This window comes from Paraburkholderia sp. MM5477-R1 (assembly GCF_050436385.1).
In the GTDB taxonomy this organism is placed as follows: Bacteria; Pseudomonadota; Gammaproteobacteria; order Burkholderiales; family Burkholderiaceae; genus Paraburkholderia; species Paraburkholderia tuberum.
Genome location: NZ_JBNDMC010000006.1, coordinates 460,463 through 475,550, shown reverse-complemented (window position 1 = coordinate 475,550; position 15,088 = coordinate 460,463). Strand labels below are relative to the sequence as shown.

Genomic DNA, 15,088 nt, shown 5'->3' with positions numbered 1-15,088 from the left:
AGCGCGAAGCCAGTGCGAGTAGTGGCGCGTCAAACGCCGCGCCCCCGAAGCAAGGTAATCAGAACTGCTCGATCCACGTGGCGAGGCGATCGGCGGCGAACTCGCTACCGCGCTGCGCCGGCCGGAACGCGATCGCATTGCCTTCACTTGCCGGCTGCAGTGCAACGTCATTGCCGTCGAGCCACAGAAGGCTCGCCAGCCATACCGCGTGCCCGCTCGACACCGCGTTGTTGCCCGGCTCCGCGAGAAACTCCGCGAGTGTGGCCGGCTGGTCGCACACGAGACCATCGCCTTCGCGGCGCACATTGATGCCTGCCTCGGAAAATACCCCGGCCAGCGTCGTCAGTGCGTCGCTCGCAGTCACGCTCGCGCTGCCGTGACGGTTACGCAGCGTGGCGAGGTGCGCGGCCACCGTATGACCGAACGCGCCGCTGCGGGCACTCTCGGCCGCGATCAGATCGGAGTAGTCCTGCAGCAGCCAGTCCGGCTCGGAGTTCGGCACGTCGGCGAGTACCGCTGCGGCGAGATACGTCTCGACCGGCTGAAAGCGCTCGGGCCCGATCAGCGTGGCCGACAGCGAACGCACCAGACCGATGCGAGTGGCGACCACCTGCTTTTGCAGCACGCCCAGCTTCTCGCGCACCAGCGTATCGCGCTCCTTGCGCAGCTCGGCCAGCTCGAGCGCCTGCTTCAGCTCCATGCGCAGCGCCGTGATGTCCCAAGGCTTCTTGATGTAGCGATGGATATGACCGAGGTTGACGGCCGCGACGGTCTGATCGATTTCCGAATACGCGGTGGTCAGAATCCGCACGACATGCGGAAAGCGCTCGCTCGCATAGCGCAGCAGCTCGTTGCCGAACTCGCCCGGCATACGCTGGTCGGAGACCAGCACCCCCACCCTGTCACCGTGCTCGTCGAGCAGCGCCTTGCCCTCTTCCACCGAGCCGCCAGTCAGGACCGGCGCCAGGCTTCCGATGGCACGCTGGAAGTACTTGACGGCGGTAGCTTCGTCATCGACGAAGATGATCGCCGGCGCCAACTCCTCTGTGGCTTTTGCTTCGTTCATCAACAACTCCTGTGCGTTTGACCTTTGATATGGGGGAAATCCAGCACTACGGTGGTGCCTCCCCACGACGTGGACTCGATCCTGAGTCCGCCGCCACAGGACTGCATGACACGGTTGCATAGAATCAGGCCCAAGCCGTTCCCCCCGGATTTCGCGTGCGTTGTAATTGGGTCCGTCAACAGGCGGTCTTTGATCTCGGGCGGAATTCCCGGCCCGTTGTCGCAGATGCCGATGCTCGGGTGGGGTTCCATTGTCACGGTAAAGCGCACCGACGGCGACGGCACATCCGCTAGCGCGCGCAACGCGTTGGACAACAGCGACGACAGCACGAGCGCCACGCAATTCGGCTGCGTGAGCACGGCAAAGTCGCTGTCGACGTCGACCTGCACCCACGAGCGCTGCGCGGTCGTAAACGGATACGTATCGAGCAACGCCGAGATCAGCCCATGCGCGGTACTCTCGATGCGCGCCTCGTCGCCCTCCAGTTGCCGGCGCCGCCCGTTGTGCACCGAGCGCCAGAAGGACGACACCACCGCCATGCAGTACTGCGCGCTCTCGCGCATCGATTTCGCGGCGCCGAGAATTTCGCCTTCCGCATCGCGCTCCGCGTCGATGCGATCTTCGATGCTGTGCGCGTTCAACGCGATCGCCGCGAGCGGCGTGTTCAGTTCGTGCGCGATGAACGCCAGGGTTTCGTCGATGGCGATCAGGCGCTGATTCTGCATCGTGCGTTCGTGGTAACGATCAAACGCCAGTTGCAGCGTATCGCGCACTGCCGCCGGCTTCAGCGGCTTTTCGAGGATGCGGAACACCTCGCCGGTGTTGACCGTCTGCAATAACATCTCGACGTCTGCATAAGCCGTGACCAGAATCCGCACGATGTGCGGATATTCCAGCGCCACCTGGCGCAGCAGGTCGCCACCGTCACGCCCCGGCATGCGGAAGTCCGTGACCAGCACCGCGATGCGGGCGTTGTCCTGCTCGAGGATAGCGATCGCCTCGTCGCTGCTCGTCGCGAGCAGGACCTCGTAATCGGCACCTACGGTGCGCGCGAAATATTTGCAGGCCAACTCTTCGTCATCGACGTAGAGAAGAGTGGGCTGTGTCTGTCGGATGTCATTCATGGTATTTCTCAGGGTGCGGGCGACAGATCGAAACTGAATGAAGCCCAACTTCCCTGCTCGCTCTCAGCAAACAGCAGGCCGCCATGACGCTCGATCACCGCATAGCTGATCGACAGCCCGAGGCCCAGGCCCTGTCCCACTTCGCGGGTGGTAAAAAATGGCTCGAACACGCGCGCGAGATGCTCCGGCGCGATGCCCGGCCCGTTGTCTTTTACCGTCACATGCAGGCGGTCTTCGGTCCATCTGACGTTGACGTGAATCGCCGGCGCGGGCGTGGCCGCCTTGCGCATCGCCAGCACCGCATTCGACAGCAGGTTGATCAGCACGCCGATGATGGCCGCCTCGTCGCCCTGCACCAGCGTATCCGCGGGCAGCTCGCGCGTGACGGTGACGCCCCGCAATTCATGCCCGACGAGCCGGATCGCCGAATCGAGCGCCTTTTCGAACAGGAACGGCGTGCCCAGCTCCGCCTCGGCGCCGGGCTTGCGATACGCGAACGTCTTCAGGTCCGACACGATGTGCTGGATCCGCTGCATGCCCTGCCGCGCATCGACCAGGCACTCCTGCAGCGTCGGCTCCTTCTTCGAGATCGGCTCTTCCAGCGCAACCTCGATTGCCATCAGACAGAAGTTCACCGGGTTGTTCACTTCGTGCAGCAGGCCGGCCGCGAGCGTACCGATCGCCGCCATTTTTTCCTGCTGCAGCAGTTGGCCCTTGATGTCGAGCAACTGCCGATTGATCACTTCGAGTTCGGCGTTCTTCGCGGAGACCTCCGCGTTTTTCTCGGACACCTCGGCCTTCAGGCGAAACAGCATGAAGCGCACGCGTTCGTTGAAAAACGTGTAGACGGCGCTTGCGGCAGCGGCGAACAGAAGGAGCAGAACATTGACGGTCATCGTGCCGAGCGGCACGCCGTCATGCGGAGGCAACAGGCAGGCCAGCAGATACAGAAAGCAGGACAGCACGCCGAACACGAGGTTTTGCCACAGACCGAATGGCAACGCAATGCCGGACGCGAAGATGGCCAGATTCAGGCCCATGTAGTAGGGCGACAGAACACCATCGGTGCGCCAGATCATCCATGAAATCATCGCCTGCGGCAGCAGCAGCCAGGACAGCGTCAGCCATGGAGTAAGCCGCCGCCCCATGCTGGTGTCGAGCAAGGCGATGATACCGCCGATCATCAACGACACGAGCAGGCGCGCGAGCGCGAACGACGTCTGATACTGCGGATACTGCGCGTAATCCAGCCCCACGCCGAGCAGCACGAGCGCAATCGCTGTGCACGCGCCGCCCCGGCTGAACGTGACGCGAAAGTCGGCCAGCTCGGTTTGATAGCCGCTCTGCAGGGGACTGGTAGTCATGAACAGGGATGTCGACACGGTTTCAGAGGATCGTGGCTTCCGCGAACACATTCACCCCGGTCTCGTCGACGTAGAGCTTCTGGTCAGTGGAGTTGGCGGGAAGCAGCGAGCTCATGCCGCTTTCGTTCCGATAAATCAGATACCACTCGAGCAGATGCTCCATCCCGTACTTCTCCGGATTCGCCGAATGGACGTTGGTGACCAGCAACTGGCCGCCAGCTCGCGTGCGAGCGGCGAAGTAACTCAGGAGACGCGCGCAGACCTTGTCCGACAGATAGTCGAACAGACCCGCGCAGTACACCGCGTCGAATTCGCGCGCGGAGGGGTCCGTTGAAATTTTACGCTTGAGCAGATCGTGCACCGACTGATGCACCATTTGCACCGAGGCTTTATGGCCCGCGGCATTCGCCGAGCTTTCGATCGCGTCCTTCGTAAACGCCAGCGTTTCCTCGCTGAAGTCGACCAGCTCGAACGACAGCAGCTCCGGATGCGGATATTCGCGCACGAAGCGCTGGATCTCGAAAGCGGGCCCGCAACCGACGTTGAGGATGCGCAACGGCCTGCCGGCAGCGCGCGCCGCTTCGGCCTGACGCGTCAGAAAGTCGATCAGCAGCGTGATGCGGTTGCGGTGCGCAGTCGCGACCGCCGCGTGCAGGAACGCGGTATTGACGATCTGGAAGTATGTGGTCGGTCCCTGCTGCGGATCACTGAGGATCTGGTTGACCATCTCGTAGTCGCCGGCGTAGCCGAGCGGCTTGGTGAACGTGCGGTAGACGAATGGCGCGCGCAGCAGCAACGGATGCAGTGCCGCTTGCGCATACGTGCGATGCACGGGTGCGGTCTCGGCGTCGACGCGCTCGGCCTCTTCCTCCAGGCGGTCGAGGAAGAACTTGATCTTGAGCATGATCGGCGTGGCGAGCTCGTAGAACAGGTCCTCGCGCAGCCTGCCTTCTTCGGTCTTCGGCAAGCTCTCGGTCAGGTCGACCTGCTCGACCCAGCGCGACACTTCCGACAGGAATGCGCGCATCTCGTTCACGACGATCTGATAGTCGCGCCGGATATTGAAGCGCGCGTCCCAGTCGCTAATAAAGAGTTCTGCTTCCCGGCCGACCGACTTCGCTTCATTGGGCAGAACGCTAAGCTCGCGCCATTCGTCGATGAGTGCCAGCGAAACCACCGCGGTCAGACCGGTGTTCACCAGACTCACCACCACCGCCTTGCCGAGATAGGCATTCTTGGTGCCCATGCGCACGCTCAGCTCGCTTAACACCTCGCTGACCTGCACGATGGAATAGGGGTTATAGACCTCCATGACCAAGGACTTTCTCTGGAGGTTAATGATCGTCCCACGCACATGCTCGCGCTGCGAGTTGCGGAAGCTGATCACCGGGTCGATTTGCGTTTGAGAGTACACGGTATTAGTACCTGAGGAATCCGGGAACGCAGCAGGGTGTTGGAGAAGTCCAGTGAATGGCTGCCGCACGCACGACACCGGCGACAAGTCGTGGACGCGTTTCAAACCACAGTCGAGCTGGAAACACCAAAGCCCTTTGCCAGAATGGCTCCAGCGGCTTGCAGTGTAACATCAACACGTTCAATTCTGACTGAGTTCAAATTCAGGATGAAACGTATATGCAAGGATTTCTTGCGAGCATGTCCGTGCTGTAGAAAGCCGTTTTTGCAAAGAACCATTTGAAACGAGTTGGCGAGCGCGCGGGGGCAATCGCCGACAATTCGTTTCTCGACAACGACTTGCAATCGCATTGCCACGATGGCGGCACGATCCGCTATTGAGCGGGTGCGTTACTCGTGCCTTTCTGATCTATGCCCTTTGGATATGCCCCGTGCATTCGCCGAATAAGCTTTTTTGTTTTAACGCAATTCGCGTCCGGCGCGGCAAACGTTTTTCTTTTGGAGTTCGGCGCGAGTACCGTCGACAATCGAGCGGCTCGCGCACTCGTTGACTCATTCGTGCAAGGCCAAACCTTTCACGGCCTTATCGACGGCTTTCTTCGGTCCATGTAGTGCGAGACCGACGAGATCGAGATTCGCCGCGTCCTCGGCGCGAAAGACTGCGCGATTCGCCGCGTCATGCCCCGTCGAAAACATCGCGTGCACATACGGCACGATTCCGAGCTCGCGCGACAGCGCCTGCCGATGCGCGCCCTGCAGACCGAACCGGTCGGCGGCGAACACCATCATCGGCTGGCCGAGCATGCGGCCGTAGCGGTGCCCGGCGGCATCCTCGTAGGGTTCGCCCAGCGCATGGGGCGCCGCGGCCGCGACACCGGTCGCGAGAAACGCGACCACATTGAGCTTCTGCCAGACCGCGAGATCACTGCGCACGATCAGCGCCACTTTGGTATCGAACACGACGACTCCTCGTTGAGCCGCTCATGATCGACGATGCCGCGCGATCAGTCTGGAACGTTTGTGCACATCTGTCGGTACGCCGCCGGCGTCACGCGGTACGCCCGACGAAACCAGCGGCCGAGATGGCTCTGATCCGCGAAGCCGACTTCGGCGGCGACCTGCGCGGGCGTGCGGCCGGTCGCGAGCAGGCGCCGCGCGGCGCGCAGGCGCAAGTGCACCAGATACGCGTGCGGCGAGGTGCCGAATGCGCGCTGAAACAGACGTGTCAACCTGAACCGGTCGATGCCGGCAACTTCGGCGAGTTCGTCGAGCCCGAGATTGCCGTCCATGTGTTCGTGCAACAGATCGCGCACCCGCGTGATCGCAGGTGACGCGGCGGGGTCGCCGGTCAGCGGCGCATCGCGTAGCTGGGCACCGAGTTGCAGCAGCAGACGATCGAGCGTCTGGTCGCGCGCGAGCCGGCCCTCGTTGCCGTGGATCGCGGCGAAGGCCTGGCCGATCGCATCGATGAGCGCACGGTCGTCGACCAGCGTATGGCCGAACGCCGCCTCGACGCCGGCCAGTCCCGGCAGATCGAGCCGCCGCGCCGCGCGCTCGACCCAGGCTTGCGGCAGATACAGCATCGCGTAAGTGAAGCCGGCTGCCTCTGGCGCGTGACCGTCGTGCAGCGCGCCGGGCTCGATCAGGATCGCGCGGCCCGGCACGCTCGTGTGCAACGACCGATGACACTGGAAGCGTTGCACGCCCTGCTCGGTATAGCCGATCAACATGTCGTCATGATCGTGCGGATCGTAGGCGTGGCCGCCGAAATGCGCGCGCAGGCTCTCGATGCCGGTTTCGGCATCGCGGCGGGCGGTTAGCCAGTTGGCGGGACTGAGTGGAGTGGGCATGGGTTGGAGCTGGCGGGCAGCGGGCGATGCGGCCAGCGGATAGTGTACGGCAGCGGGGGAATCGGGTTGGGCCAACGACCGTTCCTGTCGACGAAGGCAACCAGCGTCACGGCTTCTTCGAACGCGGAGGCCGTGCGTTGACGAACGGGTTATAGCCGCGCGAACCCGCCGGCCGATCCTGTTCAGTCGCGCGGCGGCGCTTGCTGGATCGTCCGTCGCCCGACAATTGCGCAAGCAGTTCTTGCGATTCGGACTCCGACTCCGCGTCCGTTTCATCCACGGGCGGCGCGGTTTTTTTGCGTCGCGCGGTTTTTGGCTGTGCTGCTTTCTCGTCCGTATCCGGCGCGACGCTCGCGATGTGTTCGATCACAGTCATGAACGATGCCGATGCCGATCGGACAGGTTGTCCCGGCAGCATCGTCAGCGCGACGATTTCGTGCAGTGAACGACCGTCGACGGAGCGGCCCTCCACCGTGTCATGCCAGTCGACATCCGCTTGCGCGAAGGCGCCGATCACACGTTCGAGCACGGCCGGCGACAGGACGCCGCCGTCGTACAACCGGATGACGACGCTTTCGAACATCTGGAGCGGGGCGATGCCCGTTGTTTTCGGCGCCACGTTTTGTCATCCGGTTGGTTTCTCTTCCAGTATCAGCCAGCAAATCACATGCCGATGTGGCGAGTAACTCATCGTGATCGCCGAATACGGCATGCACCGACGGTTACGCGGTCACGCCGGGCGGCCCGAAAGCGCTGGTGCGATAGCGGGGTCTGTTCGTAGCGAAACCAACGGAACGCCGGGCAAAGACGTAATCGAGCTGGCGATATTGGTCTACGCGAGCAGCAGTAACGCGTCCGCCAGTGACAGCACCGTAGTGCGTGAATCGAATGCGGTAGAAAACAGATGCTCGTGGACCACCTGGTCCGGGTCGTAACAGCAATCCTTCACCGTATACAGGCGGAAGTCCGCGTCGCTGGCGTACGCGACCGAGGAGAGCACGACGCCGGTCGACGCGATGCCGACCATGATCAGCGAATCGATACCTTGCCCGGAAAGCTTCGCCTCCAGATCGGTGCCGAAGAACACGCTCGCACGATGCGCGATGACGAGCGGTTCGTTGGCCTGCTGGCCCAACTCTGGCGCGATCCGGTCTACGAGGAAGAGGCCAAGACTTTTGATTCCCTGCCCGTTCCTGTTCAACGGGCTGACTTCCGGATAGCCCGGACTGAACCTGAGGTTGGCGAAATAGACGCTGACGCCTTTGGCCCGGGCCGCGTCGCATAAGCTGCGCGTATTGGCGAGCAAGGCGGGCGCGACCGACGGAAAGAGTCCGAGAATGTCGGTCTGGTAGTGCATGACGACAAGCGCGGTTCGCGATGGTGCGATGGCCGGAATCCGCGCACTCGTGCGAGTGCCGCCGAGCCCGTCGTTCGCGATGCCGTCAGAACCTGCGTTGGTTGTCATTACGCCACCTTCTTCCGGGTTCCACGTCCTGTTGTCGGAGCAGCCGCTTCGATGCCGTGGAAATCATACTTCATCGCATCGCGCGGGCGATCATCGATTTCGTCCGGACGCATACCCCACTTCAACGGCCCTGCCCGCTTGCTACACTATGTACAAAGGTCGCCGGCGCTCCCGCAAGGGTCATGAACCACCTGCGACGCAACTTCGCAAAAAAACAGAGGATGAGCATCCAAATGACGCTTTCGACGAGAAAATTTGGTCGTACCGGCTGGAATGTGTCGGAAATCGGTTTTGGGGCATGGGCGATCGGCGGCTCGTGGGGCAGTGTTGCGGAAGATGACGCCAAGGCCGCGCTGAATGCCGCGCTCGATAACGGTGTCACGTTCATCGACACGGCCGATGTCTACGGCGACGGTCGCTCCGAACGGATCATCCGCGACGTGCTGCGGCAACGAGGCGGCGAACGTCCGATTGTCGCCACCAAGCTCGGGCGCCGACTCGACCCGCATGTGACCAGCGGCTATCTGAACAAGCGCGAGCTCGAAGCTTTCATCGACCGGAGTCGCTCGAATCTCGGCGTCGACACGCTCGACCTGGTCCAGCTGCATTGCCCGCCGACGGAGGTTTACTACCGTCCCGAGGTGTTCGACGCAATGGACGACTTCGTCGCCGCCGGCAAGATCCGCTACTACGGCGTGTCGGTCGAAAAGGTGGAAGAAGCGCTGAAGGCGATCGAATATCCGAACGTGGTTTCGGTGCAGATCATCTACAACATGTTCCGTCAGCGTCCATCCGATCTGTTCTTCAGGCAAGCGCAAAAGAAAGACGTTGCGGTCATCGCGCGAGTGCCTCTGGCCAGCGGCATGCTCACGGGCAAGATGTCCGCGGATTCGACTTTTGCATCAGACGACCATCGTGCATTCAATCGGCATGGCGAGGCGTTCGACGTCGGCGAAACGTTCTCCGGCGTACCCTACGACGTCGCGTTGCAAGCGGTCGATGAACTGCGCGGCCTGGTACCCGTGAACGCCTCCATGGCGCAGCTGGCTCTGCGCTGGATCCTGATGGAGGATGCCGTCTCCGTCATCATCCCGGGCAGTAAAAACGCGGCCCAGGCGGCGTCGAACGTCTCGGCCGCGAGCCTCGCGCCGCTGTCCGACGAGGTAATGCAACGGGTCCGGGATGTGTATCAGCGCCATATCGCGCCGCACGTCCACCAGCGCTGGTAAAGGCAACGCGGTGGCGGCTTCGCGGTGGGCGCATTCGACATGCAGGGAGCACCCGGAATAAATTGTGTTTGTACCTCGACTCTGGAGAACCTCATGACAGACATCGCACTTGCACGCAAAGATGCTTGCCTCGCAGTGGTTCATGCGGTACTGACGGACTTGAGCGACGACAGCAATCTGATCGGCGCGGCTCTACGTGTTGCGGACTACCTCGTAGACGATCTCGAAGGCAAGATCACCGAGACCGACGCCATACTGCTTGCTGTCACCGCGCTAACCAAGGTCAATCGCGCGATTCGCGAGTGGAACGACGTGGACGGCAACGCGATGGACGCGATGAGAGTCGCGGATTTCGTCATCGATGAACAAATGAACGGGTACGACAGCGCGCCACATCAACCGACTTCGTCGGCGGCAAGAATCGAGGCGCGAGCGGCCGCGGTGATCCGGCCGACGGGGTCCCCGGTGCGGCCTGTTCACCACTGAGTTTCGTATCTCACTCCGGGCGCGCCACCGCCGGCCGTTTCAGCGGCTGGATGGTGGCCATCGCAAGCCCCGCTCCGGCGAACGCACACGCGGCGCAGACGAGCGCGACGGCCCGCAGCGCGTCGGTCATCGCATCGGCTTGCGCGCGCGCCACGGATGTCTCGCTCGGCGTATGCGAGTCGCCCGCCGCCCCTCCCGCTTGCTCGACCGGCGCCAGCAATTGCCCGCTCTGGCGCGTATCTTGCGGCACATGCAGTTCGTCGAGGCGCGCCGATAGCGCCGCGTGGTGCGACCACACGAACACGATGCCGAGCACCGCAATCGCCAGCAGGCCCGCCACGCGCGCAACGGCGTTATTGATGCCGGACGCCACGCCTGTGCGGTCGCTCGGCACCGCGCCCATCACGGTCGTGGTAAGCGGCGCGACGGTGATCGTCATGCCGAGGCCGAGCACGACGAGCGCAGGGAAGAATTCAGCCCAATAGCTGCCGCGCACGAACGGCAGCCCCAGCAACGTGAACCCGACGCCGGCGACGCCCGGGCCAACGGTCAGCAGCGTGCGCGGACCGAAGCGGCTAGTCAGACCGCCAGTGAAGCGCGATAGCAAACCGATGATGAAAGGCACCGGCAACAGCGCCGCCCCCGCTTCGGTCGCGGTGTAGCCATGCGCGCGGATCAACGTGAACGGCAGGAAGAAGAACGTGCCGCCAAGGCCGAAGTAAAGCAGCAGTGTGACGAGGTTGGCGCCGGCGAAGTCGCGCGAGCGAAACAGGTCGAGCGGCATCATCGGGTTGGGGCTGCGCGCCTCAATGGTCACGAATGCGGCGAGCATCAGCACGCCGGCGCCAATCGCACAGAATACGAGCGGATGCGCGAAGCCACGCGCCGATGCTTCGGTCAGGCCGAACGTCAGCGCGGCGAGGCCCGTGGCTGCGCTCAGTGCGCCGGGCCAGTCGAGCTGTCCAGGCGCATCGGCCCCGTGGCTGTTGGGCACCGCTGATATGGCGAGCGCGATCGTCAGCGCCGCGAGCGGGACGTTCAGGAAGAAGATCGCGCGCCACGACCACGCGTCGACGAGCCAGCCGCCCGCCACCGGCCCCACGGCCGAGGTGATCGCGCCGACGCCCGCCCAGGTGCCGATTGCCCGTCCGCGCGCTGCGTCGTCGAACACCGCGCCGATGATCGCGAGACTGCTGGGTACCAGCAGTGACGCGCCGATGCCTTGAACCGCGCGCGCGGCGACCAGCGCAAACGTATTCGGTGCAAACCCGCAAGCGGCCGACGCCAGCGTGAAAAGCGCGACGCCCGCGATGAACACCGTACGCCGGCCGAGCTTGTCGCCCATCGATCCGCCGACCAGCACGAGGGAGCCGAGAAACAGCAGATACGCGTTGACGACCCACTGCATCGCCGCGACGCTCGCGCCGAGTTCGCTCTGAATGGCCGGCAGCGCGACGTTGACGACGGAGCCATCGATGAACGCCATGCTCGAACCACCGATCGTCGCGGCCAGCGCGAGGCGCTTGCGCTGGCACGGGCGGCCGGTCGTGATTGGCTGCGTGCGGATGATGAGCTCGTCGCACGGGCTCGCCTGCGCGGCGATGACGTGCGCCGTCCTCGGCTTGCTACCAGGATGATCAGGGTCGGCCACGTTCGCTCCCGTGCTGGTCGATGAAGACTTAGAGCCTGTTCGTGCCACCAAGGCTAGTCAACCCCGCAGCGCAACATCGCGGAGCGGGTTTTGCCCATTCGGGGTGTCCCGCGCCGCCGGACGGGACGCCAAGGACTTCGCCGGCGAGCGGTTACAGGTGATAATCGGTTGGAAGCAATCGATCTAAAAAAGCGGAGAAGGAATGGACAAGCAAGGTTTCACCACTGGCATCGTTCACGGCGACAGAATTGCGGGCACCGAGCACGGTGCCTTGCGTCAGCCAGTTCATACGTCCGTGCAATATGGTTTCGAGCGCGTCGAGGACCTGATCGGCGTGTTCCAGGGCACGAAGAAAGGCGGCTTCAATTACGCACGGCAGGGCACGCCCACCACCGCCGCGCTCGAGCGCAAGATCACCAGCCTCGAAGAAGGCGTCGGCACGGTCTGCTTCAGCACAGGCATGGCCGGCATCACCGCGACGTTCCTGACGCTGCTGCGCGCGGGCGATCATCTCGTGTCGAGCCGTTACGTGTTCGGCAACACCAACAGTCTGTTCGGCACGTTGCGGGCGCTCGGCGTCGAAGTCACGACCGTCGACGCGTGCAACGTCGACGACGTGAAGAACGCAATCCGGCCGAATACGCGCATGGTGTTCGTCGAAACCATCGCGAATCCGGGCACGCAGATTCCCGACCTGCAAGGTATCGGTGACGTGTGCCGTGAGCGCGGCATCGTGTACTTCGTCGATAACACGATTACCTCGCCCGCATTGTTCAAGCCAAAGGCGGTCGGCGCGAGCCTCGTCATCAACTCGCTGACGAAGACTATCGCGGGTCATGGCGCGGCCCTCGGCGGCGCGGTGACGGATACCGGTCTGTTCGACTGGAGCGCGTATCCGAACATCGCCGACGACTATCGGCGTTCGGCGGCGAAGGATCAGGGGCTGCTGCAGATCCGCAAGAAAGGCCTGCGAGACATGGGCGCGGCATTGTCGTCCGAGCAGGCGCACTCGATCGCGATGGGCGCGGAAACGCTCGCCTTGCGCGTGAAGCAAAGCAGCGACAATGCGCTCGCGCTCGCGCAGTTTCTCGAAGGGCACGAAGCGATCGGCCAAGTGTTCTATCCTGGCCTGAAGAGCCATCCGCAATACGAGATCGCACAGACGCTGTTCAAGGGCGCGTCGTGGCTGTTGTCGTTCGAATTACTCAACGTGGATCGCATGGTCGAAGTCGTCAACGCGCTCAAGCTGCCGGTCAAGGCGACCGGTCTCGGCGACACGCGCACCCTGATCATTCCCGTCGCGCCGACGATCTTTTTCGAAGCCGGGCCGGAAACGCGCAAGGCGATGGGTATTTCAGACGGCATGCTGCGGCTGTCCGCGGGCATCGAGGATATCGACGACCTGATTGCGGATTTCGCACAGGCGCTCAAGTTCGCGGCGTAGTTTTTCGGGCCTTCGAAATTCTGAGCGAGGCTGGTGCGCCGCCCTCGCTTGTTTAGTTCCTGGCAGTGCAATCGGACGTCGGGGTATCAGTTGAAGGTCTGGGCTACTTCCTGCGCCGCTGATACATGAGCTTCACGATATCGGTCGTCGGCCCGCTGGTCATGAGGCGACGGATCTCGTCCATGTGAACCCAGCGACACCTGGATATTTCATTACTCGGGCGAGCTTTGGCCCGATTCGGGATTTCGCAGGAAAACACGTGATGGTGCTTCTGCTTGCCACGGAAGTCGAAGAGATGCTTGGCCGACCTGCCGGATAGTTGAGTTTCTTCCTTGAGTTCCCGAAGTGCGGCGTCCGTGCGATGTTCTCCACGCTTGAGGATCCCGCCCGGTAAAGCCCACTTTGCTTGACTACGTGCGACCAGAAGGATTCGCTTACCTCTGCGACAGATCACGGTGGCGCGTTTCTTCAAACCGAACTCCCACTTATGCCCCAGATACTCTCAAGACGCGCACCACACGGCGGCGTATCGGGCGTTGCCAGACATAGTTGAGCATCCTAATACAGAACAGCAGAAGCCGGTAATGTTTCGAAGCGAGGACAGCGGACGCGCGGCAGCTTAAAGTATGTCATCACCGCGTCACAATCTCGGCGCTCGAGAGTCGCTATGGTAAGGTCTCGGCAAATGAATTTTCTATCCGACTCGAGGCTGCAATGGATATGGATGGTGACTGGTCCTTGCCACGGCCAAACACTCTCTTCAAAGTCAACCGCCGGACGGCCGGTTCATCACTTTCAAAAACGAGTTCCATCGCCAGTACCTTCTCGTCGCTGGCGGCGCCAGTGATGGCCGAAGCCGTGCAAAGGGCAAGAGAGCTATCCACGCAGAGCGATGCAGAAGGGTTTCATCAGCTTCGCGTCGCTTTCAGAAAGCTTCGGGCTTTGTACTGGGCGTACTCTCCATACCTCGGAGAGGAATCGACCGCGCAAGCCACCGAAGAATTCAAGTGTCTTGCGGCCGTGGCAGGCCGAACCCGTGACTGGGACATAGCAGGCGATCTGCTGAGAGCCGCCAAGGAGTCCGGCGCCTCGATCGAACTGCTGGTGGCCGCGGCGCGCGAGAAGCGCGCGCAGGCGGTGGTGCATAGCCAGACGATGATCAAAAGCGACGATGTCGAGGCGTTTCTGAACGATGTCACGCTTCGCGCGCAAACCACACTGCTGTCGCGTTGCGACAATCTACCCATTCAGGCGTTCGCCGAGAAGCGTGTCCGTCTAGCACAGCGTGCACTTCAAAAGCGAAGCAGACGCGCTGCACGCAGCGAGGACACCCACGAGCAGGATCTTCACGACGTTCGAAAGGCAGGCAAAAAACTGAGGTACCTGCTGGAGTTTTTTCAACCCGTTATCAAAGGCGGACACGGTCGCACCATCAAGGAATTGACATCCGTGCAGAACAAGCTGGGGCAGTTCAACGACATTGCCGCAAGCGAGGCGCTGATTCGCAGCGCGTCATTCAATGAGGTTCCGCCCGAGGTCGTGCGCGAATCGCTGCAATGGTTGGGAAAGCAGAAGTCCCAACGGATGCGGGAGGCATCGCGGCGGGTCCGAGGCATCTCTAACTGAGGCGGGCGCGATCTGACTGTGTGGATGCCGAAGTATCACCGGGTTGTCGCGCGGTTGGTAAACGGCTGCGCTCGGCCACGAGGAGCCGCTCACCGGAAGCATCGCCGGGACAGTCAAACGTCAGTGACAATCTGGAAAGCGGAGATCCAATCGGGACACGACGATATGCTCAGGCGCTTTTCTCGGGTGGCGAGCCGTTGGTAACTCGCATGACAGGACCGCAATAGACGCCTTCCAGGTTAATTCTTGACAAATCAATCTGCCTACCTACCCTTAGCAGAACTTGGCAACAACTCAATCGCGTGCGCACAACCAGTAAGGCAACGACTGTTCGGGGAGATGCTTTCCAAAGTCAACGTCGATGGGTCGG

Annotated in this window: 14 protein-coding genes; 4 read left to right on the top strand and 10 right to left on the bottom strand. The window is 62.4% G+C overall.

Annotated elements, in window-relative coordinates:
* Window positions 1-58: 58 nt before the first annotated feature.
* The 8 genes from OKW35_RS20530 to OKW35_RS20495 form a co-directional block, all read right to left on the bottom strand.
* Window positions 59-1,066, bottom strand: coding sequence for a response regulator (locus OKW35_RS20530; RefSeq protein ID WP_429552997.1), 1,008 nt, complete (start codon window positions 1,064-1,066; stop codon window positions 59-61).
* Window positions 1,066-2,190, bottom strand: coding sequence for an ATP-binding protein (locus tag OKW35_RS20525; protein ID WP_429352884.1), 1,125 nt, complete (start codon window positions 2,188-2,190; stop codon window positions 1,066-1,068). The genes OKW35_RS20530 and OKW35_RS20525 overlap by 1 nt, the downstream gene beginning before the upstream one ends.
* Before the next feature lie 8 nt (window positions 2,191-2,198).
* Window positions 2,199-3,554: a sensor histidine kinase gene (locus OKW35_RS20520; RefSeq protein WP_184061511.1), complete on the bottom strand. Its 1,356-nt coding sequence runs from the start codon at window positions 3,552-3,554 to the stop codon at window positions 2,199-2,201.
* Window positions 3,555-3,576: 22 nt separating this feature from the next.
* Complete coding sequence (locus tag OKW35_RS20515; RefSeq protein ID WP_090807735.1) at window positions 3,577-4,968, bottom strand: class I SAM-dependent methyltransferase; 1,392 nt, start codon at window positions 4,966-4,968, stop codon at window positions 3,577-3,579.
* A gap of 551 nt (window positions 4,969-5,519) precedes the next feature.
* Entirely contained in the window at window positions 5,520-5,927 is a 408-nt protein-coding gene (locus tag OKW35_RS20510) for a DUF2000 family protein (protein ID WP_429404063.1), read from the bottom strand.
* A 44-nt stretch (window positions 5,928-5,971) separates the two neighbouring features.
* Complete coding sequence (locus tag OKW35_RS20505; protein ID WP_429553815.1) at window positions 5,972-6,817, bottom strand: helix-turn-helix domain-containing protein; 846 nt, start codon at window positions 6,815-6,817, stop codon at window positions 5,972-5,974.
* A gap of 106 nt (window positions 6,818-6,923) precedes the next feature.
* Complete coding sequence (locus tag OKW35_RS20500; protein WP_429552996.1) at window positions 6,924-7,436, bottom strand: hypothetical protein; 513 nt, start codon at window positions 7,434-7,436, stop codon at window positions 6,924-6,926.
* 213 nt (window positions 7,437-7,649) lie between these two features.
* Window positions 7,650-8,282: an isochorismatase family cysteine hydrolase gene (locus tag OKW35_RS20495; protein WP_429552995.1), complete on the bottom strand. Its 633-nt coding sequence runs from the start codon at window positions 8,280-8,282 to the stop codon at window positions 7,650-7,652.
* Between the two features lie 233 nt (window positions 8,283-8,515).
* On the opposite strand from OKW35_RS20495, the gene OKW35_RS20490 reads away from it, so the two are divergent.
* Both OKW35_RS20490 and OKW35_RS20485 read left to right on the top strand, forming a co-directional pair.
* Window positions 8,516-9,511 carry an aldo/keto reductase gene (locus OKW35_RS20490; RefSeq protein ID WP_429349230.1) on the top strand — a complete coding sequence of 332 codons (996 nt, stop codon included), beginning with the start codon at window positions 8,516-8,518 and terminating at the stop codon, window positions 9,509-9,511.
* Between the two features lie 93 nt (window positions 9,512-9,604).
* Window positions 9,605-9,997, top strand: a complete 393-nt coding sequence (locus OKW35_RS20485; RefSeq protein WP_184005010.1) for a hypothetical protein — start codon at window positions 9,605-9,607, stop codon at window positions 9,995-9,997.
* A 10-nt stretch (window positions 9,998-10,007) separates the two neighbouring features.
* Here the strand turns inward: OKW35_RS20485 and OKW35_RS20480 are convergent, their stop codons facing one another.
* The gene (locus tag OKW35_RS20480) at window positions 10,008-11,648 is read right to left on the bottom strand and encodes an MFS transporter (RefSeq protein WP_429552994.1); all 1,641 of its coding nucleotides are present in this window, start codon (window positions 11,646-11,648) and stop codon (window positions 10,008-10,010) included.
* Window positions 11,649-11,850: 202 nt separating this feature from the next.
* Between OKW35_RS20480 and OKW35_RS20475 the strand changes: the two genes are divergently transcribed.
* Window positions 11,851-13,092 carry a cystathionine gamma-synthase family protein gene (locus tag OKW35_RS20475; protein WP_429552993.1) on the top strand — a complete coding sequence of 414 codons (1,242 nt, stop codon included), beginning with the start codon at window positions 11,851-11,853 and terminating at the stop codon, window positions 13,090-13,092.
* Window positions 13,093-13,195: 103 nt separating this feature from the next.
* Here the strand turns inward: OKW35_RS20475 and OKW35_RS20470 are convergent, their stop codons facing one another.
* On the bottom strand, window positions 13,196-13,564 hold the full coding sequence (locus OKW35_RS20470; RefSeq protein WP_429552992.1) for an NUDIX hydrolase: 369 nt from the start codon (window positions 13,562-13,564) through the stop codon (window positions 13,196-13,198).
* Between the two features lie 242 nt (window positions 13,565-13,806).
* Here OKW35_RS20470 and OKW35_RS20465 point away from each other — a divergent pair, with 242 nt between their 5' ends.
* A complete protein-coding gene (locus OKW35_RS20465) occupies window positions 13,807-14,718 on the top strand; it encodes a CHAD domain-containing protein (protein WP_429552991.1) in 912 nt (303 codons plus the stop codon).
* The last annotated feature ends 370 nt before the right edge of the window (window positions 14,719-15,088 follow it).

Excerpts from the sequence above, each read along its gene's own strand:
- OKW35_RS20475 (WP_429552993.1), top strand. The coding sequence starts at position 11,851 with ATGGACAAGCAAGGTTTCACCACTGGCATCGTTCACGGCGACAGAATT.
- OKW35_RS20505 (WP_429553815.1), bottom strand. The coding sequence starts at position 6,817 with ATGCCCACTCCACTCAGTCCCGCCAACTGGCTAACCGCCCGCCGCGAT.
- OKW35_RS20525 (WP_429352884.1), bottom strand. The coding sequence starts at position 2,190 with ATGAATGACATCCGACAGACACAGCCCACTCTTCTCTACGTCGATGAC.
- OKW35_RS20465 (WP_429552991.1), top strand. The coding sequence starts at position 13,807 with ATGGATATGGATGGTGACTGGTCCTTGCCACGGCCAAACACTCTCTTC.
- OKW35_RS20485 (WP_184005010.1), top strand. The coding sequence starts at position 9,605 with ATGACAGACATCGCACTTGCACGCAAAGATGCTTGCCTCGCAGTGGTT.
- OKW35_RS20495 (WP_429552995.1), bottom strand. The coding sequence starts at position 8,282 with ATGACAACCAACGCAGGTTCTGACGGCATCGCGAACGACGGGCTCGGC.
- OKW35_RS20530 (WP_429552997.1), bottom strand. The coding sequence starts at position 1,066 with ATGAACGAAGCAAAAGCCACAGAGGAGTTGGCGCCGGCGATCATCTTC.
- OKW35_RS20490 (WP_429349230.1), top strand. The coding sequence starts at position 8,516 with ATGACGCTTTCGACGAGAAAATTTGGTCGTACCGGCTGGAATGTGTCG.
- OKW35_RS20520 (WP_184061511.1), bottom strand. The coding sequence starts at position 3,554 with ATGACTACCAGTCCCCTGCAGAGCGGCTATCAAACCGAGCTGGCCGAC.